Source organism: Acidiphilium sp. JA12-A1, from assembly GCF_000724705.2.
GTDB classification, from domain to species: domain Bacteria; phylum Pseudomonadota; class Alphaproteobacteria; order Acetobacterales; family Acetobacteraceae; genus Acidiphilium; species Acidiphilium multivorum.
The window spans coordinates 12,565-38,033 of record NZ_JFHO01000016.1 but is presented as its reverse complement, the minus strand read 5'-3'; the positions used below and the strand labels follow the sequence as shown (position 1 = coordinate 38,033).

General features: G+C 65.4%; 23 protein-coding genes, 2 tRNA genes and 1 pseudogene. 11 read left to right on the top strand and 15 right to left on the bottom strand.

Translation table 11 applies throughout. The annotated features are described in order from the left end of the window. The first annotated feature begins 125 nt into the window (after window positions 1-125). Together RT91_RS03605 and RT91_RS03600 are read left to right on the top strand one after the other, a co-directional pair. Window positions 126-848: a response regulator transcription factor gene (locus RT91_RS03605; protein ID WP_012040332.1), complete on the top strand. Its 723-nt coding sequence runs from the start codon at window positions 126-128 to the stop codon at window positions 846-848. 35 nt (window positions 849-883) lie between these two features. After that, window positions 884-960 (top strand) — tRNA-Arg (locus tag RT91_RS03600). 234 nt (window positions 961-1,194) lie between these two features. Here the strand turns inward: RT91_RS03600 and RT91_RS03595 are convergent. From RT91_RS03595 to RT91_RS03585, 3 genes are read right to left on the bottom strand one after another with little or no spacing between them, the layout of a single operon-like run. After that, window positions 1,195-2,511 (bottom strand): arsenic transporter, encoded by a 1,317-nt coding sequence (locus RT91_RS03595; protein WP_007422049.1) that lies wholly within the window; start codon window positions 2,509-2,511, stop codon window positions 1,195-1,197. Between the two features lie 30 nt (window positions 2,512-2,541). Then, a complete protein-coding gene (gene arsC, locus RT91_RS03590; RefSeq protein WP_007422048.1) occupies window positions 2,542-2,964 on the bottom strand; it encodes an arsenate reductase (glutaredoxin) in 423 nt (140 codons plus the stop codon). After that, a complete protein-coding gene (locus tag RT91_RS03585; RefSeq protein ID WP_035185750.1) occupies window positions 2,961-3,332 on the bottom strand; it encodes a helix-turn-helix transcriptional regulator in 372 nt (123 codons plus the stop codon). Before RT91_RS03585 ends, arsC begins: the two co-directional genes overlap by 4 nt. A 342-nt stretch (window positions 3,333-3,674) precedes the next feature. Between RT91_RS03585 and RT91_RS03580 the strand changes: the two genes are divergently transcribed. Together RT91_RS03580 and RT91_RS20200 are read left to right on the top strand one after the other, a co-directional pair. Beyond that, complete coding sequence (locus RT91_RS03580; RefSeq protein ID WP_007422046.1) at window positions 3,675-4,367, top strand: EAL domain-containing protein; 693 nt, start codon at window positions 3,675-3,677, stop codon at window positions 4,365-4,367. A 449-nt stretch (window positions 4,368-4,816) separates the two neighbouring features. Then, window positions 4,817-5,388, top strand: a pseudogene (locus RT91_RS20200) (transposase); the annotation flags it as partial. A 518-nt stretch (window positions 5,389-5,906) separates the two neighbouring features. Here RT91_RS20200 and RT91_RS03570 read toward each other — a convergent pair. From RT91_RS03570 to RT91_RS03555, 4 genes are all read right to left on the bottom strand, one after another. Further along, window positions 5,907-5,981 (bottom strand) — tRNA-Val (locus tag RT91_RS03570). A gap of 61 nt (window positions 5,982-6,042) precedes the next feature. After that, window positions 6,043-6,609, bottom strand: a complete 567-nt coding sequence (locus tag RT91_RS03565) for a hypothetical protein (RefSeq protein ID WP_007422044.1) — start codon at window positions 6,607-6,609, stop codon at window positions 6,043-6,045. Next, complete coding sequence (locus RT91_RS03560) at window positions 6,609-7,634, bottom strand: cyclopropane-fatty-acyl-phospholipid synthase family protein (protein ID WP_007422043.1); 1,026 nt, start codon at window positions 7,632-7,634, stop codon at window positions 6,609-6,611. Before RT91_RS03560 ends, RT91_RS03565 begins: the two co-directional genes overlap by 1 nt. A gap of 69 nt (window positions 7,635-7,703) precedes the next feature. After that, window positions 7,704-8,504: a DUF1295 domain-containing protein gene (locus RT91_RS03555; protein WP_035185761.1), complete on the bottom strand. Its 801-nt coding sequence runs from the start codon at window positions 8,502-8,504 to the stop codon at window positions 7,704-7,706. A 97-nt stretch (window positions 8,505-8,601) separates the two neighbouring features. Here RT91_RS03555 and moaB point away from each other — a divergent pair, with 97 nt between their 5' ends. Further along, on the top strand, window positions 8,602-9,141 hold the full coding sequence (gene moaB / locus RT91_RS03550; protein ID WP_035185749.1) for a molybdenum cofactor biosynthesis protein B: 540 nt from the start codon (window positions 8,602-8,604) through the stop codon (window positions 9,139-9,141). 22 nt (window positions 9,142-9,163) lie between these two features. Here moaB and RT91_RS03545 read toward each other — a convergent pair whose 3' ends face one another. Next, entirely contained in the window at window positions 9,164-9,673 is a 510-nt protein-coding gene (locus RT91_RS03545; protein ID WP_013641036.1) for an Lrp/AsnC family transcriptional regulator, read from the bottom strand. A gap of 151 nt (window positions 9,674-9,824) precedes the next feature. On the opposite strand from RT91_RS03545, the gene RT91_RS03540 reads away from it, so the two are divergent. Genes RT91_RS03540 through RT91_RS03520 form a run of 5 tightly spaced genes read left to right on the top strand, consistent with a single transcriptional unit; the run spans window position 9,825 to window position 15,312 of the window. After that, window positions 9,825-10,385 carry a bifunctional precorrin-2 dehydrogenase/sirohydrochlorin ferrochelatase gene (locus tag RT91_RS03540; protein WP_035185748.1) on the top strand — a complete coding sequence of 187 codons (561 nt, stop codon included), beginning with the start codon at window positions 9,825-9,827 and terminating at the stop codon, window positions 10,383-10,385. Further along, on the top strand, window positions 10,382-11,173 hold the full coding sequence (gene cobA / locus RT91_RS03535; protein ID WP_007424032.1) for a uroporphyrinogen-III C-methyltransferase: 792 nt from the start codon (window positions 10,382-10,384) through the stop codon (window positions 11,171-11,173). Before RT91_RS03540 ends, cobA begins: the two co-directional genes overlap by 4 nt. Before the next feature lie 4 nt (window positions 11,174-11,177). Next, a complete protein-coding gene (locus RT91_RS03530) occupies window positions 11,178-12,926 on the top strand; it encodes a sulfite reductase flavoprotein subunit alpha (RefSeq protein ID WP_035185747.1) in 1,749 nt (582 codons plus the stop codon). Then, window positions 12,926-13,609, top strand: a complete 684-nt coding sequence (locus tag RT91_RS03525) for a phosphoadenylyl-sulfate reductase (RefSeq protein ID WP_035185746.1) — start codon at window positions 12,926-12,928, stop codon at window positions 13,607-13,609. Before RT91_RS03530 ends, RT91_RS03525 begins: the two co-directional genes overlap by 1 nt. Window positions 13,610-13,638: 29 nt before the next feature. Further along, window positions 13,639-15,312 carry an NADPH-dependent assimilatory sulfite reductase hemoprotein subunit gene (locus RT91_RS03520; RefSeq protein WP_007424029.1) on the top strand — a complete coding sequence of 558 codons (1,674 nt, stop codon included), beginning with the start codon at window positions 13,639-13,641 and terminating at the stop codon, window positions 15,310-15,312. A gap of 82 nt (window positions 15,313-15,394) precedes the next feature. Here the strand turns inward: RT91_RS03520 and RT91_RS03515 are convergent, their stop codons facing one another. Then, window positions 15,395-16,636, bottom strand: a complete 1,242-nt coding sequence (locus tag RT91_RS03515) for a cytochrome c (RefSeq protein ID WP_007424028.1) — start codon at window positions 16,634-16,636, stop codon at window positions 15,395-15,397. Continuing rightward, window positions 16,636-18,309, bottom strand: a complete 1,674-nt coding sequence (locus RT91_RS03510) for a PQQ-binding-like beta-propeller repeat protein (RefSeq protein ID WP_231844435.1) — start codon at window positions 18,307-18,309, stop codon at window positions 16,636-16,638. Before RT91_RS03510 ends, RT91_RS03515 begins: the two co-directional genes overlap by 1 nt. A gap of 201 nt (window positions 18,310-18,510) precedes the next feature. Between RT91_RS03510 and RT91_RS03505 the strand changes: the two genes are divergently transcribed. Next, window positions 18,511-19,917 (top strand): FAD-binding oxidoreductase, encoded by a 1,407-nt coding sequence (locus RT91_RS03505; RefSeq protein WP_007424026.1) that lies wholly within the window; start codon window positions 18,511-18,513, stop codon window positions 19,915-19,917. 12 nt (window positions 19,918-19,929) lie between these two features. Here the strand turns inward: RT91_RS03505 and RT91_RS03500 are convergent, their stop codons facing one another. The 5 genes from RT91_RS03500 to RT91_RS03480 are packed head-to-tail and all read right to left on the bottom strand — an operon-like array spanning window position 19,930 to window position 25,444. Continuing rightward, a complete protein-coding gene (locus tag RT91_RS03500; protein WP_035185745.1) occupies window positions 19,930-22,035 on the bottom strand; it encodes a TonB-dependent receptor in 2,106 nt (701 codons plus the stop codon). Further along, the gene (locus tag RT91_RS03495; RefSeq protein ID WP_007424024.1) at window positions 22,035-23,144 is read right to left on the bottom strand and encodes an S-(hydroxymethyl)glutathione dehydrogenase/class III alcohol dehydrogenase; all 1,110 of its coding nucleotides are present in this window, start codon (window positions 23,142-23,144) and stop codon (window positions 22,035-22,037) included. The genes RT91_RS03500 and RT91_RS03495 overlap by 1 nt, the downstream gene beginning before the upstream one ends. Window positions 23,145-23,166: 22 nt before the next feature. Continuing rightward, the gene (gene gfa / locus RT91_RS03490; RefSeq protein WP_007424023.1) at window positions 23,167-23,739 is read right to left on the bottom strand and encodes an S-(hydroxymethyl)glutathione synthase; all 573 of its coding nucleotides are present in this window, start codon (window positions 23,737-23,739) and stop codon (window positions 23,167-23,169) included. Between the two features lie 57 nt (window positions 23,740-23,796). Next, complete coding sequence (locus RT91_RS03485; RefSeq protein WP_007424022.1) at window positions 23,797-24,546, bottom strand: c-type cytochrome; 750 nt, start codon at window positions 24,544-24,546, stop codon at window positions 23,797-23,799. Window positions 24,547-24,586: 40 nt separating this feature from the next. Beyond that, entirely contained in the window at window positions 24,587-25,444 is an 858-nt protein-coding gene (locus RT91_RS03480; RefSeq protein ID WP_013641027.1) for a quinoprotein dehydrogenase-associated putative ABC transporter substrate-binding protein, read from the bottom strand. Between the last annotated feature and the right edge of the window lie 25 nt (window positions 25,445-25,469).

The following is a 25,469-nucleotide window of genomic DNA, read 5'->3' as shown; positions in this document are numbered from 1 at the left end:
GTGAGCGAGATCATGGAAGATTTATAATGAAAGGTCTGCGAATCGGACCTTTTGAACTATAGGAAAGAGCGGCAAACTCCCTGGTGCGGCAGCAGTGCCGGGCTTGGAACGGAGAATTCGAGGAAATGGGATACATGGCGAACGTTCACCCGATCCTGGTCGTCGATGATGATCTGGCATTGCGTTCGACGCTCTGCGAGCAATTGCGGGCTGAAGACGAGTTCGCGCCGAGCGAGGCCGGCTCGATTGTTGAAGCCGAACGAATGATTGCTTCGGCCGAGCAACGGTTTGATGCCATCATCCTTGACGTAAGCCTGCCCGACGGCGACGGGCGCAGCTTCTGCGCACGGTTGCGTGAGGAGGGAATCAAGGTTCCGATCATCATGCTGACCGGGTCCGCAGCTGAGCAGGATGTGGTGCGAGGGCTCGATTCAGGGGCGAACGACTATGTCGCCAAGCCTTTCCGCCTCGCTGAGCTGATGGCCCGGCTGCGCGCTCATCTCCGCAACTTTGAAAGCAGCGAGGACGCAGTCCTCCAGATCGGGCCGTACACATTCCGCCCCGCGATGAAGTTGCTGCACGAACCCTCACAGAACAGACGGATTCGCCTGACCGACAAGGAGGCTGCAATCCTGAAATTCCTCTACCGCGCGGGCGGGAAATCGGTTGGCAGACAGGTCCTGCTGAACGAGGTGTGGGGCTACAACGCCGCTGTCACCACTCATACCCTGGAGACGCATGTCTACCGGCTGCGCCAGAAGATCGAGCCCGAGCCAGCCCATGCCCGACTGCTGATCACCGAGGGCGGTGGATACCGCCTCAACCAACCGGTGAGCGACGCGGCGTGACGTTGTAGCCGGTTTGAACTATATAAGAACAGGTTGTCTCCGTAGCTCAGCCGGATAGAGCACAGGATTCCTAATCCTGGGGCCGTGGGTTCGAATCCCGCCGGGGACGCCACGCTTCACAACTCATTGAATGTGCTGATGTTACTTAATATCGCCCCACACATGTGACACACGTTTGTGCCACCTGTGGAAAGCCATCATGGCGTTGTGTTCCTACATCGAGAAACGACGTCTGACCTATTATTTCGGCTGCGTTTGCTGGTCGGAATCGGTGATCTGCGCGAGTCATATCGAGGTTCGCCTGGCTGCCGGCAGGCGCGCGGTAATCGAAGGGGAAGGGGCGTCCTCATCCGTGGCCGGAGGATCCTAGCATGGGAAGCCAGAGCGCAAGCGCGGCGAGCGTGACCAGCAGTACCGGCGGGGTAATCAGCAGGCCGACACGCATGTATTGCCCCCAGCCGATCCGCACGCCCTTGCCGGCGAGTACGTGCAGCCAGAGCAGCGTCGCCAGGCTGCCGATCGGGGTGAGCTTGGGGCCGAGATCGCAGCCGATGACATTTGCATAGACCATCGCATCGCGGATGGCGGTGGGGGGATGGACATGGGAGATCGCCAGCGCGCCGACCAGCACGCTCGGCATGTTGTTCATGACCGAGGAAAGTAGGGCGGCGAGAATGCCGGTGCCGAGCGACGCAACCCAGATGCCGTGCGCGGCAAAGATCCGCAGCAGTGAGGCGAGCTGGTCAGTCAGCCCGGCGTTGCGCAGCCCGTAGACGACCAGATACATGCCGAGGCTGAAGATCACCACTTGCCACGGCGCGCCGCGCAGCACGCGCCCGATATCGATCACGCCGCCGCCGCCGCCAGGCCAGCGCGCGGCGAGGGCCAGCATCGCGATCGCGCCGGCGATTGTCACATAGGAAACCGGTACGCCGAGCGGCGCGGTGACGAAATAGGCCACGAACAGGAGGGCGAGCACCGGCCAGGCAGCGCGGAAGACGACATGGTCGCGGATTGCGTGCGCTGGGGCTTCGAGGTCGTCCACATCATAATGCCGGCTGGCGACGGTGCCGTAGCGCAGCATCAGCACGCCGAGGGTCGCCGCGAGGGCGACGAGATCGACCGGTACCATCACCAGGGCGTAGCGAGTGAAGCCGATGCCGAAGAAATTGGCGCTGACGATGTTGACGAGGTTGGAGATGACCAGCGGCAGGCTCGTCGTGTCGGCGACGAAGCCTGTCGCGATGATGAAGGCGAGCGCCGCGGCGGGGGGAAATTCGAGGCTGGCGAGAATGGCCATGACGATCGGCGTCAGCAGCAGTGCGGCGCCGTCATTGGCGAAGACCGCGGCGATCGCGAAGCCGAACAGCACAACCAGCGGCAGCAGCAGGCGTCCGCGCCCACGGCCCCAGCGCGCGACATGCAGCGCCGCCCAACGGAAGAAACCGGCCTCGTCCAGCAGCAGCGAAACGACGATCAGCGCGACGAAGGTGAAGGTCGCGTTCCAGACGATGTGCCAGACGGTGGGGATATTCCGCCAGTGGACGATGCCGAGGGCGAGATCGACCGCCGCCCCGGCCATCGCGCTCCAGCCAATGCCGAGGCCGCGAGGCTGCCAGATGACGAGCGCGAGTGTGGCGATGAAGATCGCGAAGGCGAGCATGGAGGGTCTTCCGGGTGACGGGCGGGTGGGTCAGGGCAGGCGGCGGCCGGCGTCGTCGACCACCTGCTGCCCGTCTTCCTTGGTGAAGGCGCCCTGCTGGGGAGTGGGCAGGATGTCGAGCACGGTTTCGGAGGGGCGGCAGAGGCGGACGGCGCGCTCGGTGACGACGATCGGCCGGTTGATGAGGATCGGGTGGGCCATCATCGCGTCGAGCAGTGCATTGTCGGTCAGCGTTTCATCATCGAGACCGAGCTCGGCATAGGGCGTGCCCTTCTCGCGTAGCACGGCGCGAACGGGCACGCCCATCCGCGCGATCAGGCCGCGCAACTCCTCGCGCGAGGGCGGGGTTTTCAGATATTCGATCACCACCGGCTCGAGCCCCGCATTGCGGATCAGGCCGAGGACGTTGCGCGACGTGCCGCAGGCAGGGTTGTGGTAGATCGTGACGGTCATGTGTCTGATCCTTGTTTTGTTGCGGACCGCCCCAGTTCACAGGCCGGCGCGGGGGCGGCCGCGTGGCCGCAGCAATTGCGCACGAGATAGGCGACCAGGCCGTTCATGGCGGTGAAATCGGCAGCGTATATCACATGGCGGCTGGCGCGCCGCTGGGTGATCAGCCCGGCGCGGGTCAGGGCCTGGATATGGAATGTGAGGGATGACGCCGCGAGGCCGAGCCGCTCGGCGATCTCGCCCGCCGGCAGGCCAGCCGGTCCTGCCTCGACCAGGAAGCGATAGGCGGCGAGACGGTGCTCGTGCGCCAGAGCGGCAAGCGCCGCGACGGTCCAGGATGCGTCGATTGCCGGCGGTCCGTTCATCGTCATTTCCGGAATTGTCGAATTATCATATTGATAAGGTGATGGCGCCGTCGGCGTCAAGGGACGGCGAAACGCTGGCCCGAGACTGCTCATTGACGATGCGACGCATGCCTTGCCCGCACGATTGACTGAACCATCAGCGACGTCGAGAAACGGTGATATATATTTTAGGCGATCGTTAAATAATTGGTTGCATTCTTTTGGATGCTTAATTTGTATCTCGCGAAAGCATCTACTTGAGGATGTATCAATAATGGCGACGCGATAATGGGGCTGATAAAAGCGCGCCTCAGAGACACAAGCTCATGTGCAGGCTGTCGACAGGGGCAATTCGACAGGCCGCTCGCCATGGCATTTCAGCCAATCATCGATGTCGCGGCACGATCAGTGTTCGCCTATGAGGCTTTGGTGCGCGGCCCCGCCGGAGAGTCGGCTGGGAGTATATTGGAAACCATCGGCCAGTCGGAACTCTATGCTTTTGACCAAGCATGTCGAGTGACGGCGATTGAAACCGCCGCCGCTCTTGGGCTCGGCGATAGTTCTTGCGATCTCTCGATCAATTTTCTGCCCAATGCAGTCTATGAGCCCCGAGCGTGCATTCGCACGACTCTGCAAGCTGCCGCCCGGACCAGATTTCCAACCAGAAAGCTTATCTTCGAGATTAACGAGGGAGAATTGTTGAGCGCGCCCGATCATTTGGCCGATATCGTGGCGGAATACGCAGCTATGGGCTTCCGCACGGCGATTGATGATTTTGGGTCGGGATATTCCAATCTCAATCTACTCGCCAAATTCCGCCCGGATCTGGTGAAGCTCGATATGGAACTGATCCGCGGCATCGAGTCAGACAAGAGGCGCAGGAGCATCGTCAGCCATTGCGCTGCGATGTGCCGGGAAATGGGGATCACCGTCGTTGCCGAAGGCATCGAAACGCTTGGCGAATGCTCGGCGTTGAACGATCTCGGGATTACGCTCATGCAAGGCTATCTTTTCGCGAAGCCAGGCTTTCGCAGCTTGCCAACACCTACGTGGGCGAACTGATCGCAGCGATCACCCATCTCATTGTTGGATTTTTCAGCAATCATGCCAAGGTGGGATTTTTTGCTGACCTGTCATGAAGTAATGCATCAAAATCCGAGATTTTCGAATGCAATCACAACAATAACGCCCAGTACCCAGATTTATCGCATATTTCATCCGCATCTAAACGGTTCGACCAAATCACTGAAATCGATCAGTTTATACTGATTCAGTTCCACAATTCCCATACAATGACCCCTACTGCGCCCATACAAGTTCAGCCGTTCCCCTTGACAAGGCGCTGAAGAGTCCCCGCCTCGAGGCCGGCTGCAGAACATGATGCACCAACGCCACTGCGAGGACGGAGGTGGCAATGCGCCGATCGGACGAGGTGACGTGATCGCTGTTGATCTACGTCGATCTTGAGGAGCGCATCCCGGCGCGGCATCCGCTGCGACCGATGACCCGCCCCACGCCGCAACCGCAATGCCGAAGCCGATTTCCGCGGCGAACGACACTCCAGCGCGACCCGTGCTTCGACGATCGATCCCGACGCCCGCCTGTTCAAGACGTCACCCGGCGCAGGGGCCATGCTGTGCTTCATTGGGGCATAGCCTGATGGAGAACCGCTCCAGCCTGATCGTGCAGGCCGACCTGACGCAGGGCGGTGGCCACGCCGCATGTCGGGCCGCACAGCAGATGCTTCACAGGCATTCGTCCGGATCGACCCGGCGCCTGACGCGGCCGGCTGACAGCGGCTACGACAGCGCCGACTTCACCGCTGATCTGCGCCAGATGGTGGTCACGCCGCATGCCGCCCGGAAGTCTCGGCGCTCCGCCATCGATGGCAGAACCACCCGGCACCCGGGCTAGCGAAATCGCAGTGACGCCGGACGAAGATCGAGGCCCCCTTCGGCTGGACCAAGACAGTCGGCGGCATGGCGCAGACCATGTATGCGGCATCAAGCACGTGCGGGCCCGCTTCACTTTGGCGATGGTGGCCTGCAATCTGCCAAGGCTGCCGAAACCGCTCGGTACCTGAGCCGGAAGAAAGCACTCGAACCGCACCCGAGTGGAAAATGCCTCACCAGGCCGAACCCACCTAGGACGGCGTTCCTCTCACAGACCTCTTGCAGCAGCCCGTTAGGTCGAGAGTGGCAAGACGAGCGACCGGCCACCGTTGACCGCCGCCTTCGGGGCTTATCGCCCGACTGGCGCTAAGCTCTGTTGAATTCTGTTGAGAGGTCCCGCTGATCTCGGACGAGAAACACGCCGAATGTGGTCTGCTAGCCTGCCGCTGATCAACAAAGAGCTTTTCCCAATCTCTGCCTCAACACTCCGCGCTCATGCTGCGGCTTCCCGGCTCATCCGGAATGTCCAACCCTGCCATGCAAGCCGATCGGGTTGCCCTCGCGTTCAAATCACTGAGACATCAGAGCCGTCTCGCCGCCATAGCAGCTTGTAGCCGCGATTAAGCAGGAAAAATCGGGGCGCAAAATCAGGAAAATTGATTGGACCGGGCCAGACCATCCTCTAAATCATAGATTTGTTTGGAAAATCTGGTGGGTGCGACAGGGATTGAACCTGTGACCCCCGCCGTGTGAAGGCGATGCTCTCCCGCTGAGCTACGCACCCGGTCGGCATGTCTCTAGCGGCGCGGCGCGGCGAAGGCAAGAGGCCAGGCGGTCGGCCCGGCTCAGCCCCGCGCCGCCGGCGCCGAGGGGCGGACGGCTGCGAAGGCGATTCCGAGGAAAAATGTCAGGCAGGCAACGCTGAAGCCATTCAGCGTCGCGAGCGAGGCGGCAACGGACGCCGGGTAGGTCGCGATCGGCGGCATCGGTGCGAGGCGCAGCGCGGCATAGGCAAGGAAGGGCAGCGCGGCGAGGGCGAACATCGTCCGCCGTTCGGCCTGGTGAAAGCCGAGAGTCGCCAGCATCACGCACGGAATGAGGAACAGCGCCACCCCGGAGGAGAAGCCGAGCACATGAGTGCACCATGCGGTGTTCAGTGTTCCCACCGTGCAGAGCAAAGCCCGCGCGGCATAGCCGCTGCGCCGGGCGAGCAGCGGCACCGCGAGCCAGAAGGGCAGCGAGGCTAGGGTCAGCAGGACAAAGGGGCCAGTATTCCGCCCGAGCACGGCCCATAGATAGAGCGGATAGAACGGCGTGTTGCTCGCCAGCACGAGGGCGATGGTATTGCAGGTCGCGGTCAGCCCGTCCTCATGCGCGACGAAGCCGGCAAGGGCGCGGGCGGCGGCACGCATCAGACCGGGCGCAGCCGGTAATGGCTGACCCCCCAGGACTCGCCACCAGCGTGCCCGAACAGCCCTTCGGTGGCGAGGAAGAACAGCCGCCAGCGCCGCTTCCACACACCCGCCTCCGTGCCATAGACGCTGCGCAGGATCGCGCCGATCGGCCCGGCATTGCGGTCGTAATTCTCAAGCCAGCACCGCGCGGTGCGGGCATAGTGCGTGCCGTTCCAGCGCCAGTCGGCCTCGACCGCGAACAGGTCGGAAAACTGGCCGATCAGCCCGTGGCTCGGCATGATGCCGCCGGTGAAGAAATGCTGCGCGATCCAGTCCGCCGGATCGTCATGATCGAAGCGGTAGGCGCCGGAGCGATGCGAGAAGACATGCAGGAACAGCGCCCCGCCCGGAGCAAGCCAGTGACGGATGCGCCCGAGCAGGCCCTGCCAGTTGGACATGTGCTCGAACATCTCGACCGAAACGACGCGGTCGAATCTCCGCTCCGGGGTGAATTCGTTCATGTCCGCGGTGATGACGCGCAGATTGGCAAGGCCAAGGCGGGCGGCCTCGGCCTCGATATGCGCGCGCTGCGAGGCGGAGTTCGACACAGCGGTGATGGACGCCGCAGGGTAGCGCTCCGCCATGAACAGGCTGAGCGAGCCCCAGCCGCAGCCAAGCTCGAGAATGGACTGGCCATCGGCAAGCGCGGCGTGGTCACAGGTGCGTTCCAGCGCGTCGATTTCGGCCTGCCCGAGCGACACCGTGGGAGAAGCGAAGAAGCAGCAGGAATATTTACGCCGCTCTCCCAGCACATGGCCGAAGAACGCCGCCGGCACCTCGTAGTGCTGTGCATTTGCCGCATCGGTGTGCAGGGCGATCGGCAGGCGGGCCATCTCGCGCGCGAAGGCGCGCTCGGCATCCGCCGTCAGCACCGCGAGCTTGCGGTCGGTCCGGCCGACCAGCCCGGCGATGCCGCGGCGGGTCAGCGCGTCGGGGATCGGCAGGCGCTCGGCCATTCCGGCCATGGTGGCGGCAAGGTTCATGCGTTCACTCCGAAGCTGGGTTCAGGCCGTTGTTGATACGGCGCCGGGCGGCATGCGGATGCACGGCACTCAGCCGCGCCGCCGCGGCGGCCACGGCACGATCGGGCTGACCCGGGCCTGGTAATCGCGATAGGCGTCGCCGCGCGAGGCCAGCATCTCGCGTTCGAGCGGCGGCACGCCCGAAACCTTCGCCAGCAGCCAATACATGAACAGCGGCGCGGCGAGGCCGGCAAGGCCCGGCCACCACGGCCCGGCGAGCCCAATCAGCGGATAGGCGAGCCAGACCATGATCTCGAAGAAATAGTTCGGATGGCGCGACCACGCCCACAGGCCGCGGGCGCAGACCTTGCCGCGATTGGCGGGATCGGCGCGGAAGGCGTGCATCTGCCTATCCGCCAGCCCTTCGCCGGCGACCGATCCGGCAAACACGGCAAGCCCGGCCAGCGTCAGGCCGGGGGCGAGCGGGTAAGGGTTGCTCGCCGCGAGTGTCACCGCCAGCGCCAGCAGCCAGGCGACCGCGGCCTGGATCATCAGCAAGCCGAACATCCGCCGCTCGAACCGCGCGCCCCATTCGGCGCGGAACCGGGCATAGCGCGCATCCTCGTGGCGGATGGCGGCGGTGCGGCGCAGGATGTAGCCGCCGAGCCGCCCGGCCCAGACCAGCACCAGCGCCGCCACCAGCAGCCGCCGCGCCGGAGCCGCCGTGCCGAGCGGGACCATAGCGCCGACCGCCCCGGCAATGCCGGTGCCGAAGGTCCAGAACACGTCGACCCAGCCGGAATTGCGGGTCGCGCGCTGCGCCGCCCAGGCGCCCGCCATCACCAGCATGAGAAAGAGGAGAAGCGTCAGCGCGAGTGCTGGATATGCCATGAGCAAGACATTCATCCGCCCCGCACTTCGTCAAGGGCCGGGCTGCGCGGCCGGCGCCGAATCGCTATATGACGCGACAGACAGAAGGAGCCACGCCATGTCGCGCATCGACGAAACCCGTCCATTCGTTCCCGTCGCCATCGCGGTGATGACCATCTCGGACACGCGGACGGCGGAGACCGACACGTCGGGCGACGCGCTGGCCGCGCGCGTGGTCGCCGCCGGCCACAGCCTCGCCGCGCGCACCATCCTGCGCGACGACGCCGACCTCATTGCCGCCCAGCTGCGCGCCTGGATCGCCGATCCGGCGATCGACGTGGTGATCACCTCGGGCGGCACCGGCATCACCGGGCGGGATGTGACACCGGAGGCCTTCTCCCGCGTGCTGGAGAAGGAAATCGAAGGCTTCGGCGAGCTGTTCCGCATGCTGAGCTACCAGAAGATCGGCACCTCGACGATCCAGTCCCGCGCGATCGGCGGGGTGGCGGGCGGCACCTATCTCTTCGCCCTGCCCGGCTCGACCGGCGCGGTGAAGGATGGCTGGGACGACATTCTCGTCTTCCAGCTCGATTCCCGCCACCGCCCGTGCAACCTCGTCGAGCTGATGCCGCGGTTGCAGGAACACCTGACCGCCTGAACGCCTGCCCCGCGCCCGCCGGTCAGATCGGCGGCGGGCCGGATTTCATCCGCTCCATCGCGAAGCGCGAGCTGACATTGCGCAGCGGCACGGCGGCGATCAGCCGGCGGTAGAACGCGTCGTAGGACGGGATGTCCGGCGCCATGACGTGCAGCAGGTAGTCGACATCCCCGCTCATCCGCCAGGCGCCGACGATCTCGGGCATGGTCGCGACGACCTCGGCGAAGCGGGCGATCCAGCCATCCGAGTGATCCGCCGTCTCGATCGAGACGAAGACCGAAACCGGATAGCCCAGCCGCTCGGGCGAGAGTGCGACCACCCGCCCCTGAATCACGCCCGCCTCCTCCATCCGCTTGATCCGCTTCCAGCAGGGCGTGGCCGAAAGCCCGACCTCCTTCGCCATGATGGCGAGCGGCACGGTGGCGTCGCGCGCGAGCAGGCGGAGGATCGCGCGGTCGATATTGTCGAGCGTGATGGCGGCGGCCGGCGCGGCGGCAGCGGCCGCCTGGCTGGTCCGGGCTTTGTCAGCCATTCCAAATTATCCTTCAAATTTAGACTCGTTTTTCATATGAACCGAATAATTCAGAAAATCAAACTTATTTTAGGCCGAAAACGCTGTTTTAGGAGAAATCTGTTTTCCTGCCCCGGCCGCGTTCCTATACTCCGGGCGTGCAGGAGACACCATGATCCCGATCGCGCTCGAACCTCGTCTGACCTCGCTCGCCGTCGCCGGCAACGGCACGCTGGCGCTGCGCCGCTATCGCGCGCTGCGGGCGGCCGGGGCCGAGGGCGCGCTGCTGTTCTCCGACGATCCCAGCGCCGAGGCTGTCGAGGCGGCGGGTGCGAACCTGCGCCGCGCCCTGCCGGACGAGGCGGCGCTGGCGGCGCTGCACGTGCTCTGGATCGTCGATCTCCCGGCCGAGGCGGCAGAAGCGCTGGCGACGCGGGCGCGGGCGGCGCGCGTGCTCGTCAATGTCGAGGACGTGCCGCCCTTCTGCGATTTCCACTCGGTCGCCGAAATCCGCCGCGGCGACCTGCTGCTCACGATTTCCACCGCCGGCGCCGCCCCCGGGCTTGCCGGCGTGCTGCGGCGCGATCTCGAAACCCGGTTCGGCCCGGAATGGGCCGACCGCGTCGCACATGTCCGCGCGCTGCGCCGCGCCTGGCAGCAGGAGGGCGTGAAAATGCCCGAGGCCGCACGGCGGATCGCCACTCTCGTCGAGGAAGAAGGTTGGCTCGCATGATCCGACATCCCGCATTCGCCCCCGGCAGCGTCTGGCTGGCCGGCGCCGGCCCCGGCGACCCCGCGCTGCTGACGCTGGCGGCGCTGCACGCGATCGAGACCGCCGACGTGATCCTGCACGACGCGCTGGTGCCGGCGGAAATCCTCGCCCTCGCCCCGGCGGCGACGCGGCTAGTGCCGGCGGGCAAGCGGGCCGGCGGCATCCACACGCCGCAGCTCTCGATCAACGAGGACCTGATCGCCCTCGCCCGGCAGGACCTGCGGGTGCTGCGCCTGAAGGGGGGCGATCCGTTCGTGTTCGGCCGCGGCGGCGAGGAGTGCCTCGCCCTCGCCGCGGCGAGCATCCCCTTCCGCGTCATCCCCGGCATTTCCGCCGGCATCGGCGCCGCGAGTGCGGCGCATATGCCGATCACCCATCGCGGTGTCGCCCGCAGCGTGGTCTTCGCCACCGGCGAGGCGGGGCCGGCCGGCGGCGAGGTGGATTTCGCGGCACTCGGCCGCGCCGCCGATACGCTGGTGCTCTACATGGCGCGGCAGAATATCGGCCGGATCGCCGCCGCCCTGATCGCCGGCGGCCGCAGCCCGACCGACCCGCTCGCCTTCCTGCTCGACGCGACGACGCCGCGCGAGCGCGTCGTCCACACCACGATCGGCGCCGCCGCCGCCATCGCCGCCACCCTGCCGCCGGCCGCCACACTGGTGATCGTCGGTCCCGTCGCCGGAATCGGCGCGATGCTCGCGCCGCACCGCCCGGAAGCCGAACCCTCGATCCGCTCCGCACAAGGTTGACATCATGACCCGCATCGCCGCCCTGCCCCGTTCCGCCCCTTTCGCCCCCGAGGACATCGCCGTTCTCGACAAGGTGATCGGCCGCGCCTCCAGCACGCAGCGCGCCTGGCTCGCCGGCTTCCTCGCCGGGATCGACGCCGCGAAGGGCGACGCCGCCGCCCCCGCCGCACCGCCGGCGGCGAAGACCAAACTCACCATCCTGTTCGCCACCGAATCCGGCAATGCCGAGGCGCTGGCCAATGCCGCGAAGAAGGACGCGCAGAAGCGCGGCTTCGCCCCCCGGGTGCTGGACATGGCGGACATCGCCCCCGCCGCGCTGGCCGAGGCCGAGAACCTGCTGGTCATCGCCTCGACCTGGGGCGAGGGCGAGGCGCCGCAGCGCGCCGCCCCGTTCATGCGCGCCCTGCTGGCCGAGGACGCGCCGGCGCTGAAGGGCGTCACCTTCGCCGTGCTCGCCCTCGGCGATTCCTCCTACGCGCAGTTCTGCGAGACCGGCCGGCAGATCGACGCACGGCTTGAGGCGCTCGGCGCCCGCCGCATCGCCCCCCGGCTCGATTGCGATCTCGACTACGAGGCCCCGGCCGCGACGTTCATCGACAGCCTGTTCACCGCGCTCGCCCCGCAGGCCGATGCCGGCTCGGTCATCCATGTCGATTTCCACCGCGCCGAAGGGGTGGAGATCAGCAAGGCCAACCCGTTCGAGGCGGAGGTTGCGGCGCTGCACCCGATCACCTCGTCGCGCTCGGAGAGCGAGACGCTGCATCTCGAACTCGACCTCACCGGCTCCGGCCTGAGCTACGAGCCGGGCGACACGCTGGGCATCGCGCCGACCAACGCGCCTTCGCTCGCCGATGCGATCCTCGGCGCGACCGGCCTTGCCGGCGACGCCGCGGCGCGCGAGGCGCTGATCCGCGAGCGCGACATCACCACCCTGACCCCGAAGCTGATTGCCGATTATGCCGCGCTGACCGGCGAGGCGAAGCTCGCCGCCCTCGCCGCCGACGAGGCGGCGCGCACCGCCTTCATCGCCGGGCGCCAGCCGCTCGACCTGTTCGAGGCGTTTCCGCACCGTCTCGATGCCGGCCAGCTCGCCGGCCTGCTGCGCAAGCTGCCGCCGCGCTACTACTCCATCGCCTCCTCGCAGAAGCTCGTGGGCGATGCGGCGCATCTCGCCATCGCCAAGGTCGCCTATGAAAGTGCCGGCCGGACGCGGCTCGGCGTCGCCTCCGGCATGGTCGCCGAGCGGCTGCGCGAGGGCGACACGCTGCCCATCCACATCAAGGCGAACCCGCATTTCCACCTGCCCGAAGATTCTTCCGCGCCGATCGTGATGATCGGCGCCGGCACCGGCATCGCCCCCTACCGCGCCTTCCTGCAGGAGCGCGAGGCGACCGGCGCGTCCGGCCGGACCTGGCTGATCTTCGGCCATCGCCGCTTCACCCACGACTTCCTCTACCAGCTCGAAATCCAGGACTGGCTGAAGAGCGGCGTGCTGAACGAGATCGACCTCGCCTTCTCGCGCGACCAGCCCGAGAAGCGCTACGTGCAGCACGTGCTGTGGGAGCGGCGCGCGGCGCTGCAAGCCCAGCTCGCCGAGGGCGCGACGCTCTATCTCTGCGGCGACGCCAAGGCGATGGCCCGCGATGTCGACGCCACACTCGCGCGCATCCTCGGCGGCGATGACGCCGCGAAGGGCCAGGCAGCACTCGATGCGCTGATCGCCGCCGGCCGCTACAAGAAGGACGTCTACTGATGAGCGAACCCGTCTCCGACCGCGCGCGTGCGACGCTGGACATGCTGCGCGCCGCACTGCACGCCCATCACGGCAGGATCGCGCTGGTCTCCTCCTTCGGCACCGAATCGGCCGTGCTGCTCGACATGGCGGCAAGGATCGACCGCGCCCTGCCGGTGATCTTCCTTGAAACCGGCAAGCTGTTTCCCGACACGATCGCCTATCGCAACGCGCTGATCGCCCGGCTGCGGCTGCACGATGTCCGCACCATCCGGCCGGACCCCGCGCATCTCGCCGCGCTCGATCCGGATGGCGCGCTGTTCGGGCGCGACCCCGATCTCTGCTGCACCATCCGCAAGACCACGCCGCTGGATGCCGCCCTCGACGGGTTCGAGGCGTGGATTTCCGGCCGCAAGCGCACCCAGTCCGACCAGCGGGCGCGCATCCTGCCGATCGAGACCGGGCCGGACGGGCGGACCATCGTCAACCCGCTGCATGACTGGGAGCGCGCCGATATCGACGCCTATTTCGCCGCCCGGCGCCTGCCGCGCCACCCGCTGGAGGCGGAGGGCTTCCCCTCGATCGGCTGTGCCACCTGCACCCGCCGCGTGCGCCCCGGCGAGCCGCCGCGCGCCGGCCGCTGGAGCGGCACCAGCAAGACCGAATGCGGCATCTTCCTCGACCGCGCCGGCCAGGCCGCCTGACCCGACAACGCTAACCGAAAGATTCCACCATGGCGGATCGTGACGTCATTCAACTCTCCCGCAACGAGGACATCAAGGCGCGGAGCGACTTTCTCCGCGGCACGCTGATCGAGGAATTCGGCCAGCAGGCGCTCGGCGGTCTCACCGAGGATGGCGGCCAGCTCGTCAAGTTCCACGGCATGTATGTCCAGGACGACCGCGACCTGCGCCCCGAGCGGGCGAAGCGCAAGCTCGACCGCGCCTACATGTTCATGGCCCGGCTGCGGATTCCCGCCGGCGTGCTGACGCCGCGCCAGTATCTCGCACTCGACCGCATCGCCGACGAGCGGGCCAACGGCACCATCCGCGTGACCACGCGGCAGACGGTGCAGTTCCACGGCATCATCAAGTCGAACGTGCGCGCCGCGCTGCGGGCGATCGACGCCGCCCTGCTCGACACGATCGCGGCCTGCGGCGATGTGAACCGCAACGTGATCTCCACCGCCAACCCCTATCTCTCCCGCGCCCATGCCGAGGCGGCGGAAGCGGCGCGGGTGCTCTCGGCGCATTTCCTGCCGCGCACCGGCGCCTGGCGCGAGGTGTTCATCGGCGACGAGCGGGTGCTCGGCGGCGAGCCCGAGGCCGAGCCGATCTACGGCGCGACCTACCTGCCGCGCAAGTTCAAGATCGCCATCGCCGTGCCACCCTCGAACGATGTCGACGTCTTCGCCCACGATCTCTCCTACATCGCCATCGTCGAGAACGGGGTGATCGCCGGGTATAACGTCGTGGTCGGCGGCGGCATGGGGGCGACGCATGGCGAGCCGGAGACCTATCCGCGGGTGGGCGACGTGATCGGCTATTGCCCAGCGCATCTGCTGGTCGAGTCCGCCGAGGCGGTGCTGACCACCCAGCGCGATTTCGGCGACCGCGCCAACCGCAAGCACGCCCGGCTGAAATACACGATCGACACGCGCGGGCTCGACTGGTTCCGCGCCGAGGTCAACCGCCGGATGAGCGCCCCGCTGGAACCCGCCCGCCCCTTCGCCTTCGCCGGCAATCACGACCAGCTCGGCTGGACCACCGACGCCGAGGGCCACCACCACCTCACCCTGCACATCGTCAACGGCCGCATCGCCGACCGCGACGATGCGCGGCTGAAATCCGCCCTCGCCGCCATCGCCGCCCTGCCCGGCTTCATCGATACCGGCGCGATCGTGATGACCACCAACCAGAACATCATCATCGCTCGCGCGAACGATGCCGAGCGCGCCGCGATCGACGCGATCCTGGCGGAACATGCGGTCGGTCAGGACGTGTCGCGCCTCGCCGAAGGGGCGATGGCCTGCGTCGCCCTGCCCACCTGCGGCCTCGCTCTGGCCGAGAGCGAGCGCTACCTGCCGACGCTGGTCGCGAAGATCGACGGGATTCTCGCGGATCACGGCCTTGCGGAGCAAAAGATCACCATCCGCATGACCGGCTGCCCCAATGGCTGCGCCCGGCCCTACATCGCGGAGATTGGCCTGGTCGGCCGCAACCCCGGCAAATACAACCTGATGCTCGGCGGCGCTGCCGACGGCTCGCGGCTCAACACGGTCTACCGCGAGAATGTCGGCGAGGCGGAAATCCTCGCCTCCCTCGCGCCGGTCATTGCCGCCTATGCGAAGGACCGCCAGCCGGGCGAAGGGTTCGGCGACTACACGCGGCGCGCCGGCATCGTCTGACAGCGCCGCACGATAAAGAAGGCCCGGCCGGATAGTGGTGTCCGGCCGGGCCGACCCGAGAGCGGCACGAACTGTGTCGCGATTATTTTACCGGACAAACGCCATTCTTGTCGGGCGTGCCGGCCGGATGCGCCGGAATAGAAAGCTTCACTGTCCCGAAATGGCTGCCCGGATTGGTTGGGAAAGCCGTCTTTCCAGCCGGGAAGCAGTTTGATGCCAACAGATAGGCCATCACGTCGGCATATTCGCTGGGTTTGAGTGAGCCCGGATCGTTGAACGGCATGTTCTGGGTCACGATCGTATTGAGGATCGAGACCGAGTAGCCGTTAGTGTGCGCCGTCGTGAGGAATTCCTTGCCGGCGATGGCCGGTGCGGCAACGCCCTGCAGATTGGCGCCGTGGCAGCTCGCGCAATGCGTCGAATACACCGTCTTGCCTGCCGTAGCTTGCGCCATCGTGTACGAGACGGCGCCGTCGCCGCCCGTGTCCGCAACCCTGATGAGCCGGGCCGCCGGCGCTTTGGTCACCTGGACCGAGGCATGCTGCACCGACGCATGGGTAGCGGCATGATGTTTCACATCGGCGGCACAGAGATGATGCACCATCGCGGCGGCCGGAGTGTATAGCACGAGCATCGAACCTTCCTTCTTCACGATCGAACTGCCGGCGGTGGCGATCGGGCCACCGTCGAGCTTGACGGCATGCCATACCAGCCAGCCATGCCACAGCCCGTAGCCTGCCACATGCGGAGCGGCACAGCCATTCTCTGTCGGCGCACCAGCCGGCACACCGAGTTCGGTATTGGCGATGGCCCCGCGCATGCCGCCGAACACGTCGAACGTTCCAGAACGCCCCTCGGCGATTTCCATGGTCTGGAGCGCCTGAGAGACATCGTTCTGATACGCGCCAAGGCCATGCGCCTTGGCCGCGTCGCCGAGATTCGCCACCGCAGACTGGAGGTTCACAAGAACCCCGTGTAGCGCGGGCACGAACGGCGGCGTCGCCCGACGATCGAGCAGGTGATTGACCTCGCCGATCGCCCCGACGGGATCGCCGTGATCGCCGGCGGCGGGATCGAAGGCGCTATCCCCGCGGCCGACCAGAAGATTGATCGCCCGGTGCGCCGCCTGGACATAGCGGGCGGGACCGTTGGTGGCGTCGTTCTCGGCATCCATGATTGCCGCGACCGCGGCTCGGATATTCGACAGCGCCGCCTCGGCCCGTGCATGGTCCGAGGCGGGTGTCGCAGCGAGGCCGGAAGGCACCGCGAGGGCGGCAAGAACCGCCCCCGCAGCCAGAAAACGCAGAAGACCGCCTTTCGCCATCACTTCGACAGCGCGAACATGGTCAGCATGGTTCCCTTGTTGGTCTTCGGCATGTTGGGCAGTTCCTGGTTGCCCGCCTGACCGGATGCAACCGCGACGTATTCGGTCTTGCCCTGGGTGAAGGCGACCGGCGGCGCGATGATCGGGGAGCCGGTATCGTAGCTCCACAGCTTCTTGCCGGACGTCGCGTCATAGGCATCGAAATCACCGTTCTCGAGGCCGGTGAAGACGAGGCCGGTCGAGGTCGAGAGAGCGCCGCCCGCCATCGGCAGTTTCGAGGGGTTACGCCACGCGAAGACGCCGGTATTCACGTCGATCGCGTTGAACTGCCCGGTGTTCGGCCCGACGAATTTCGGGAACGCGCCACCGAGATAGAACTGCCCGGCGATGTAGACCACGTTCTTCGTCGCCCGCCAGAAGCCGCACTCGTTCGAGCTTGGCAGGTAGATCATGTTGGTCTTCGGGTCGTAGCTGCCGCCGTTGTATTCGACGCCGCCATTGGTGTTCGGGCAGGCCACGTTGCCCTTCAGGCTTGGCTCCGTGTTCTGGTTGTACTGCATGCTGACGGCGAGGTGGTTCACCAGCTTGCCGGTCTGCGAGTTCAGCAGCCAGAAATTGCCGGCCTTGTCGCCGTCGGCCACGAGCGGCATCTCCTTGCCGTCCACCTTCCCGGTGAACAGGATCGGCGGCATCACCGGATCCCAGTCATGCGTGTCATGCGGGATGAACTGGTGGGCCCAGACCATCTTCGGCTTCGCGCCGGAGATGTTGATGGCGAGCAGGCTGTCGGAATAGAGGTTGGAACCCTTGCGCGCCGGGCCGTTGAAGTCCGGCTGCGGGTTGCCGGCATTGGCATAGAGGATGCCGGTCTTCGGGTCGAGCGCCATCATCGTCCACACGGCGCCGCCGCCGCGCTTCCAGGAGTCGCCGCTCCAGGTCTTGTTACCCTTCTGGCCCGGGCCCGGAATGGTTTCATACTTCCATTCGACCGCGCCATTGGCAGGGTTTATCGCCTGGATCGTGCCGATTCCACCCCAGTCGCCGTTCGAGATGCCGAGCAGCAGCACCGTCTTGCCGGTCTTCGGGTTGGTGTAGGGCAGCGGCTGCATCGTGTAGAACGAGTTCGCGGTGTCGGACACTTCCACCTTGTCGAACACCTTCTTGCCGGTGGTCGCGTTCAGCGCGATCAGGTGGCCGTCGAGCGTCGCAAGATAAACCTTGCCATCAAGCAGCGTGACACCACGATTGGCAGCGAAGGAAATGACGTGGGGATTGTCGGAGAACTGCCATTTCAGCTTTCCGGTCTTCACATCGATCGCGTAAACATGGTCGTGGGCGGAGGTGATATAGGCGGTGCCGTCCCAGACCACCGGCGCGGCCTCGATCGGCCCATTGTCCGAGATATGGAACGTCCAGACCGGCTTCAGCTGCGCAACGTTGGCCGGCGTGATCTGGCCGATATCGACATAACGGTTGTTGTCGTAATTCTTGGCACCGAGAATCCAGGTCGAGTTGCTGCTCGCCGTGCTGGTGTAATCCTTCGGCGTCGGCGTCGTGTTCGAGACGGCACCGGCATGGGCGATTCCCGCGATGCCAACGGCCATGGCCGCGGCCGCAACGCCGCCGGCGAGGCGGGCAAGGCCAGAGCGTGACTTCATTTGGTCGGTTCTCATGAACGTCTCCCCAGTTCGAAGTGAAGCTGCCTCAAGGGTACGAGGACACCATCGCACGCCCGTGGCTGCCTGATAACGCTATCATAGTCGCCAGAAGGATCAAGCTTTCGTGTATGGCCCCAGGCGCGATGTTCCCAAACGGAGCAACATGACCAGCATGGACTGCCTTGGCTCGGCTGGCACAGGCGATATAGTCGGCTCATGATCAATCTGCTCGACCACCTCGCCGCCGCGCTTGGCCCCGGAGGGGTCATCATCGCCCCTGAAGACATCGCCCCCTTCGGCACGGACTGGCGCGGCCTCGTCAGCAACATGCCCCGCGCGGTTCTGCGGCCGCGCGACACGGCGGGTGTTGCGGCCGCGCTGCGACTTTGCGCGGCGGCCGGCGTTCCTGTCGTGCCCCAGGGCGGCAACACGTCGATGGTCGCAGGCGCCGTGCCGTCGCGGGACGGGGCGGAACTCGTGCTTTCGCTCTCGCGGATGAATGCCGTGCGCGCCATCGATGCCGCGGGGCTCACCATGGAAGTGGAGGCCGGGGTCACGCTCCGTGCGGCCCAGGACGCGGCGCGCGACGCAGGTGCCCTGCTGCCGCTTTCGATCGGCTCGGAAGGGTCCGCGCAGATCGGCGGTGTCATCTCGACCAACGCCGGCGGCAACAACACCCTGCGTTTCGGCAACGCCCGCGATCTCGTATTGGGGCTGGAGGTGGTACTGGCCGACGGCACGATCTGGAACGGACTGCGCCGGCTGCGGAAGGACAATACCGGCTATGCGCTGCGCCAGCTTTTCGCCGGCGCCGAAGGAACGCTCGGCATCGTCACCGCCGCCGTGCTGCGCCTCGCGCGGGCACCGCGCCAACGGCAGACCTGTTTCTGCGCGATCCCCAGCGTCGAGGCTGCGCTCGACCTGTTTGCCCGGTTCCGCGACGAAGACGAAGCCGCGCTCTACGCATTCGAATACATCTCCGGCGCCGCCATGGCCGTGAACCAGTCATACATGCCGGACTTCCGGCTCCCGCTCGAAACGGCTTCACCGCACTATGTGCTGCTCGAACTGGCGACGACCCGCAGACGCGATCCGCTGCGGGAGACGATGGAAGCCGTGCTGGCAGACGCGCTTGAAGCCGGTGTGATCACCGATGCAGCGATCGCCGAATCCGAGGCACAGCGGGCGGCGTTCTGGGCTATCCGCGAGCATCTTTCGGAGTCGCAGCGTCGGGCCGGCGCCTCGGTGAAGAACGATGTTTCAGTCCCGGTCGCGGCAGTACCGAGCCTGCTTGCACGCGCCGCAGCGATGCTCGGCGCCCGCCATCCCGGCGCCCGCATGGTTGCATTCGGACATATCGGCGATGGCAACATCCACCTGAACGCCCTGCAGCCCGAGGATGGCGACGCTGCAGCCTTCGCCGCGCGCGGCGAGGACCTGATGGAGGATGTGAACGCCATCGTCATGGAACTCGGCGGCAGCTTTTCCGCCGAGCATGGCATCGGACAAATCAAGACCCACGCCTTCGGGCAACTGCGGTCAGCGGCCGAGCGGGAGATCATGCGCAGGATCCGTGCGGCGCTCGATCCGGCCGCGATGCTCAACCCCGGGAAACTGTTCTGACCGCGAGAGCGGTCAGAACCGGTAACGTGCCCGCATCCCGATCACGAAGTTGCGCCCTTGCGCCGGCTCGTAATAGGCGGCATTGCTCGCGGCGATCACGACCGCACCCACATAGGTGCGGTTGAAGAGATTGTTGATGCGAGCGAATTCATTGAACCGGATCGGCCCAAGGTTCTGCCGGAAACCCCCGGCGATGCCAGCGGTGAAGTAGCCCGCCGCGTAGGCCGAGTTCTGCGAGTCGACATACATCCGGCTCTGCCACTGACCATTCGCCTGGGCATAGAATCCGGTCGACGGATCATGCCAGTCCAGTTCGCCGTAGATCCGCTGGTCCGGCACGCCGGGCAATGACCTGCCGGCGAACTGGTTGGCAAGGAAGTGCGCCTTCAGCAGCGAATAGGAGCCGTAGAGCTCGACATGGTGAGGCAGATACGTATCGAGGCTGACGTCGACGCCGTTGCGCGCCGTCTGCCCCTGGTTCGAATAAGCGGTACGTCCGTCCTTCGAGGAAGACACCTCGATCTCGTTGTTGGTGTGAATGTGGAACACCGCGAGCTGGAGATAGGTATCCGCACCGATCAGGCTCTTGATCCCCGCCTCGAAGTTCTGGCTGGTCGTGGGGCGCAGGGCGGAATTGAACCCCGCGAGACCGTTGGGCAGGTAAGCGAGCTGGTCGAGCGTCGGCGTTTCGAAACCCTCGCCATAGTCGGCGTAGAGATTGGTGGTCGGCGTCAGGTGATAGGTGGCGCCGGCAACGAAGCTCGTGTTTCCATAGCTGACCGATCCCGAGTCGTTGGTCAGCGTGCTGGTCACGTAATTGTCGGTCACGCTGTAATAATCGTTGCTGTGCCGAAGACCGACGACCAAAGTCGTGCGCTTGGCAACGTGGGCGTTCACCTGCGCGTATTCGGCGACATTGCGGGCGACATCCTGCTCGTTGCGACGCAATGCGCCGATTGAGCCGAACTCGTTGACATAGCCCTTGCGGTGCTGCTGTTCGTAGCCGAAATCCACACCGGTGATGAGTGTGACCGGAACGCCGGCAACCTCGTCCCTGTGGGTCCAGGACGCGTCGATGCCACCGGATTTTCGGGCAAGATCCACCACGCCGCCGCCGGAAGCCGCGTAGCTGCCGGTAAAGGGCAGGAATTGCAGCACTGAGTGGGTCGCCTCGTAAACCACCACGCGGACGCTGTTCTGTGCGTTGAAGCGGTGTTTGAAGACGAGGCCGAACTGCAGGTGGCGCAGCACCTTGCGGGTCCCGAACGCATCGGCACCGGTGCCGGCCTGGCGCGGATTGGCATGATACTGCGCAGCAGTCAGGCCGCCCGGGTCTTCCGAATACGGTTCGTTCAGGCCGTCGATCAGCAGCGTGTAGCTGGTATTCGGGCTGACCTGCACACGGAATTTGCCATAAAACTGCTGGCGCCGCGCGGCACTATGCTGGCGGTATCCGCCAGTATAGAAATCCGACGCGTTCATCATGTAGTTGAACGAACCGTCAGATCCCCAGCGTGCGGTGCCGCCATAGGTCGCGCCGACGCGCCATCCGCCATAGGACGTCGCAATCACGCTGCCACCGACCGTGGGGCGGGTCGGGCCGTTCTTGCTGAAGACCTGGATCACTCCACCCGAGGCATTGCCGTACAGGACGGAGAACGGGCCGGTCAGAACCTCGATCCGGCTGATGTCGCCAAGGTCGATCACCTCGGAGTCGGTCGTTCCGTCCGGACCGGTCAGTGGCATTCCATCGACGAGGATGCGGATATTCCGCACGCCAAACGGTGTCTGCGCGCCGAAGCCGCGCGAGGTGATGCGCAATCCCTGCGCATAGTCCTGCCGGTTCTGCACGTCGATGCCGGGCACGCGATTCAGCGTCTCGCTGAGATTCTCTTCCGCGTTGGCGAAACTGACCTGCCTACCGGAGATACTGTATATCGAAACCGGAACGTTGAAACTCGCCTCCCGGGTACGGGTCGCGCTGACCACGATCTTGTGGATCGCGATCTCGCCCGGCGAGGGAACGATCAGGGGTTTCGCGTTCTGTCCGAACGCCGGAGTGGCGAACGCCGTGCCCCCGAGAAGGGACACGGCGAGCAGGCTGAGCCGTCTCGACATCAGTAGACGACGACGCTGCGGATACTCTCGCCCTTGCGCATCAGTTCGAAGCCTTCGTTGATCTGCTCGAAGGGCAGCACATGGGTGATCAGGTCGTCGATGTTGATCTTGCCGTTCATGTACCAGTCGACGATCTTCGGCACGTCGGTGCGGCCGCGCGCGCCGCCGAAGGCGGTGCCGCGCCAGTTGCGACCGGTCACCAGCTGGAACGGCCGGGTCGAGATCTCCTGCCCCGCGCCGGCCACCCCGATGATGATCGAGGTGCCCCACCCGCGATGGCAGCATTCCAGCGCCTGGCGCATCACCTTCACATTGCCGATGCACTCGAAGGAGTAATCGGCGCCGCCATCGGTCAGGTTGACGAGATAGGGCACGAGATCCTCGCCGATCTCGGCCGGGTTGACGAAATGCGTCATGCCGAATTTCTCGGCCATCGGCTTGCGGCCGTTGTTGAGATCGACGCCGACGATCATGTTCGCACCGGCGAGGCGCGCCCCCTGGATCACGTTCAGGCCGATCCCGCCGAGACCGAAGACGACCACGTTATCGCCCGGCTGCACCTTGGCGGTGTTGATCACCGCGCCGATGCCGGTGGTCACCCCGCAGCCGATATAGCAGATCTTGTCGAAGGGCGCGTCCTCGCGCACCTTCGCCACCGCGATTTCCGGCAGCACGGTGTAGTTGGCGAAGGTCGAGCAGCCCATGTAGTGCATCACCGGCTCGCCGTCGCAGGAGAAGCGCGAGGTGCCGTCCGGCATCACGCCCTTGCCCTGGGTCGCACGGATCGCGGTGCAGAGATTGGTCTTGCGCGAGAGGCAGGATTTGCACTGCCGGCATTCCGGCGTGTAGAGCGGAATCACGTGATCGCCCTTCTTCACGCTGGTCACGCCGGGACCGACATCGACCACGATACCAGCACCCTCGTGCCCGAGGATGGCCGGAAAGAGGCCTTCGGGGTCCGCGCCCGACAGCGTGTATTCATCCGTGTGGCAGATGCCGGTGGCCTTGACTTCCACCAGCACCTCGCCCGCCTTCGGCCCATCCAGCCTGACCGTGCCGAGCTCCAGTTTTTCGCCGGCCTTCCACGCAATCGCGGCGCGAACATCCATCGTTGTTATCCTCCTTGACGCGTCAGGCCGCGAGCTTGCCGTTGGCTTTCGCGACATGGGTCGCGATGGCATCCATCAGCGGCGGCGAAAGGCAGTCATACGGCTCAAGGCCGAGTTCTTTCAAGCGGGCGCGGATGGCGCCCATCTCGGAGGGCGGCGTGCCCTGCTCGATCACCGAGGAGACGAAGGCGGCGAATTCGGGCGCCGACCAGCCCTGATCCGACGACAGCTCGGTATGCACGAAGTCGAGCCCGTAGAAAGGATGGTCCTTGTTCTCGATGCGGCCGAACATGTGCACGCCGCATTCGCGGCAGGCATGGCGCTGGATGACCGCGTTGTGATCGACGATGTGCAGCTTGTTGCCATTCTCGACGACGCGAACCTTGTCCCGCGGCACCACCGCGACGATCGAGAACTTCGCACCCGCCGGCTTCCAGCATTTGGAGCAGCCGCAGGCGTGGTTATGGGCGGTCTGCGAGTCGACGCGCACCACCACCTGATGGCTCGGGCAGTGGCAGCGCAGCGTGCCGCCGGCGAAGGTTGACGAGCCCGGCTTGACGCCGTGGTCGATGGAAGGGTGCAGTGCAATGGCCATGTTTCGAACTCCCTTGTGACTATGTCTGGTGGCGGAACAGCGCGACGCCCTGCCCCGTCATTGTTTCGGCGTGCCGGTGCCGACGGCGCCGACAGCGCGGGCCTTGACGTATTGGTAGATCACGTGGATCTGGTGCGGGGTGAAGAAGCCGGCCCAGCTCGGCATGCCCTTCGCCTTGCGCCCCGTCATCGCGACATTGGTGAAGCCGGCCTCGGTCATGCCGTTGTTGAGCGAGGCGCGCAGGTTGGGCGCGTAGGAACCGCCCACGGCATCCTCGCCATGGCAGCGGAAGCAGTAGGAATTGAACAGCTCGTAGCCGCGGAAGACGTCCTTGGTGACCTTGTCGGTGCCGGGCTGAAAGATCGGGAAATCGACCTTCACCTTCTTGCCCTTCACCGTATAGGTGTAGGTCTTCCCGCTCGATGCCGGTGCGCTGGCGGCCTTGGCGCTCTTGAGGCTCAGGATCCAGGAGACGATTTCCTTGGTCTGCGCATCCGAAAGTTTCGGATGCGGCGGCATCGGGATCTTGCCCCAGGTGCCGACATGCCCCTTGCGGATCGCGTTTACCAGCGTGTCTTCAGCGCCGGACTGGCCGGCGAACTTCTTGGCAACGGCATCGAAGGCCGGACCGACGACCTTCTGGTTTATGGCGTGACAGGAGAAGCAGTCGCTGCCTTTGGCAATCTGCTCGCCCTTGGGCATCGAGCCGGAACCGCTGGCGGCGAGAGCCACGGCGCCGAGCAGCCCGGCCGCGAGAACGCCGGTCGCAGTGGCGCCAATGAAGGTAGTAATCGAACTCTTGGTCATGCCTCACTCTTTCTCGTGCTACGGTTCGTCACTGGGACTGTTAGTTGTTCGAGTAGTTGAAGTGCCTGGGGTTGGGCAGCAGGCGCACATTGAACTTGGCAAGGGTCGCGCCGATCTCGCTCTTGTGGGTCGCGATCACCTTGTCGAGCGCGGCACGCAGTGCCTTGTCACCTTTCCGCACGCCCATTGACATCGAATACGTGTAATTCACCTGCGGCAGACCGGGCGCATATTCCTCCGAAGGCACCCGGCGCATCTGCAGGCCGGGGAAATCCTTCATGAAGGCGCCGATCGCCGGTTCCCAGGTCACCATGACACCGACCTTGCCATCCTGAACCGCCTGCAGAAGCTGCCGCGGCGAGGCGTTCGGATTGCTCGCGACATGGAAGGCGACGGCATTCTCCATCAGCCCAAGCATCTTGATCGCCGTCTCGGGCGTCGTGCCGGCCTCGAAGCCGATCTTGATCGCGTGCATCGAAACCGATCGCATCGAGCGGATATGCAAATGCTTGCCCTTGCGGGTCACGAACACATACGAAGAGCGATAATACGGCTTGGTCGCCATTTCCTCGTTGTCGCCCGTCGGCAGGTTCATGACGACATCGCATTTGTGCGCATCGAGATTGAGAGCGAGGAAGTTCGAGAAGCCGCCATGCATCCGGTAACTGGCCCAGGTGTATTCGAGCTTCCGGCCCATCGCCTTGGCGACGAGTTCGGCGATCTTGTTCTCGAATCCCTGCCCCGCCCGGTTCGAGTAGGGCAGGTAGTTGGGATCGGCGCACACGCGCAGCACGTGGCTGTTGTTGGAGGGCTGAGCGGTTGTGCTGGCCGCTGCGACGCCATTTGGCGCGGCGGCGAAGAAGGCGGCACAGCCCGCGAACATGATCCAGCGGGTCATTGACGATTTCATGGGTTTCACTCCG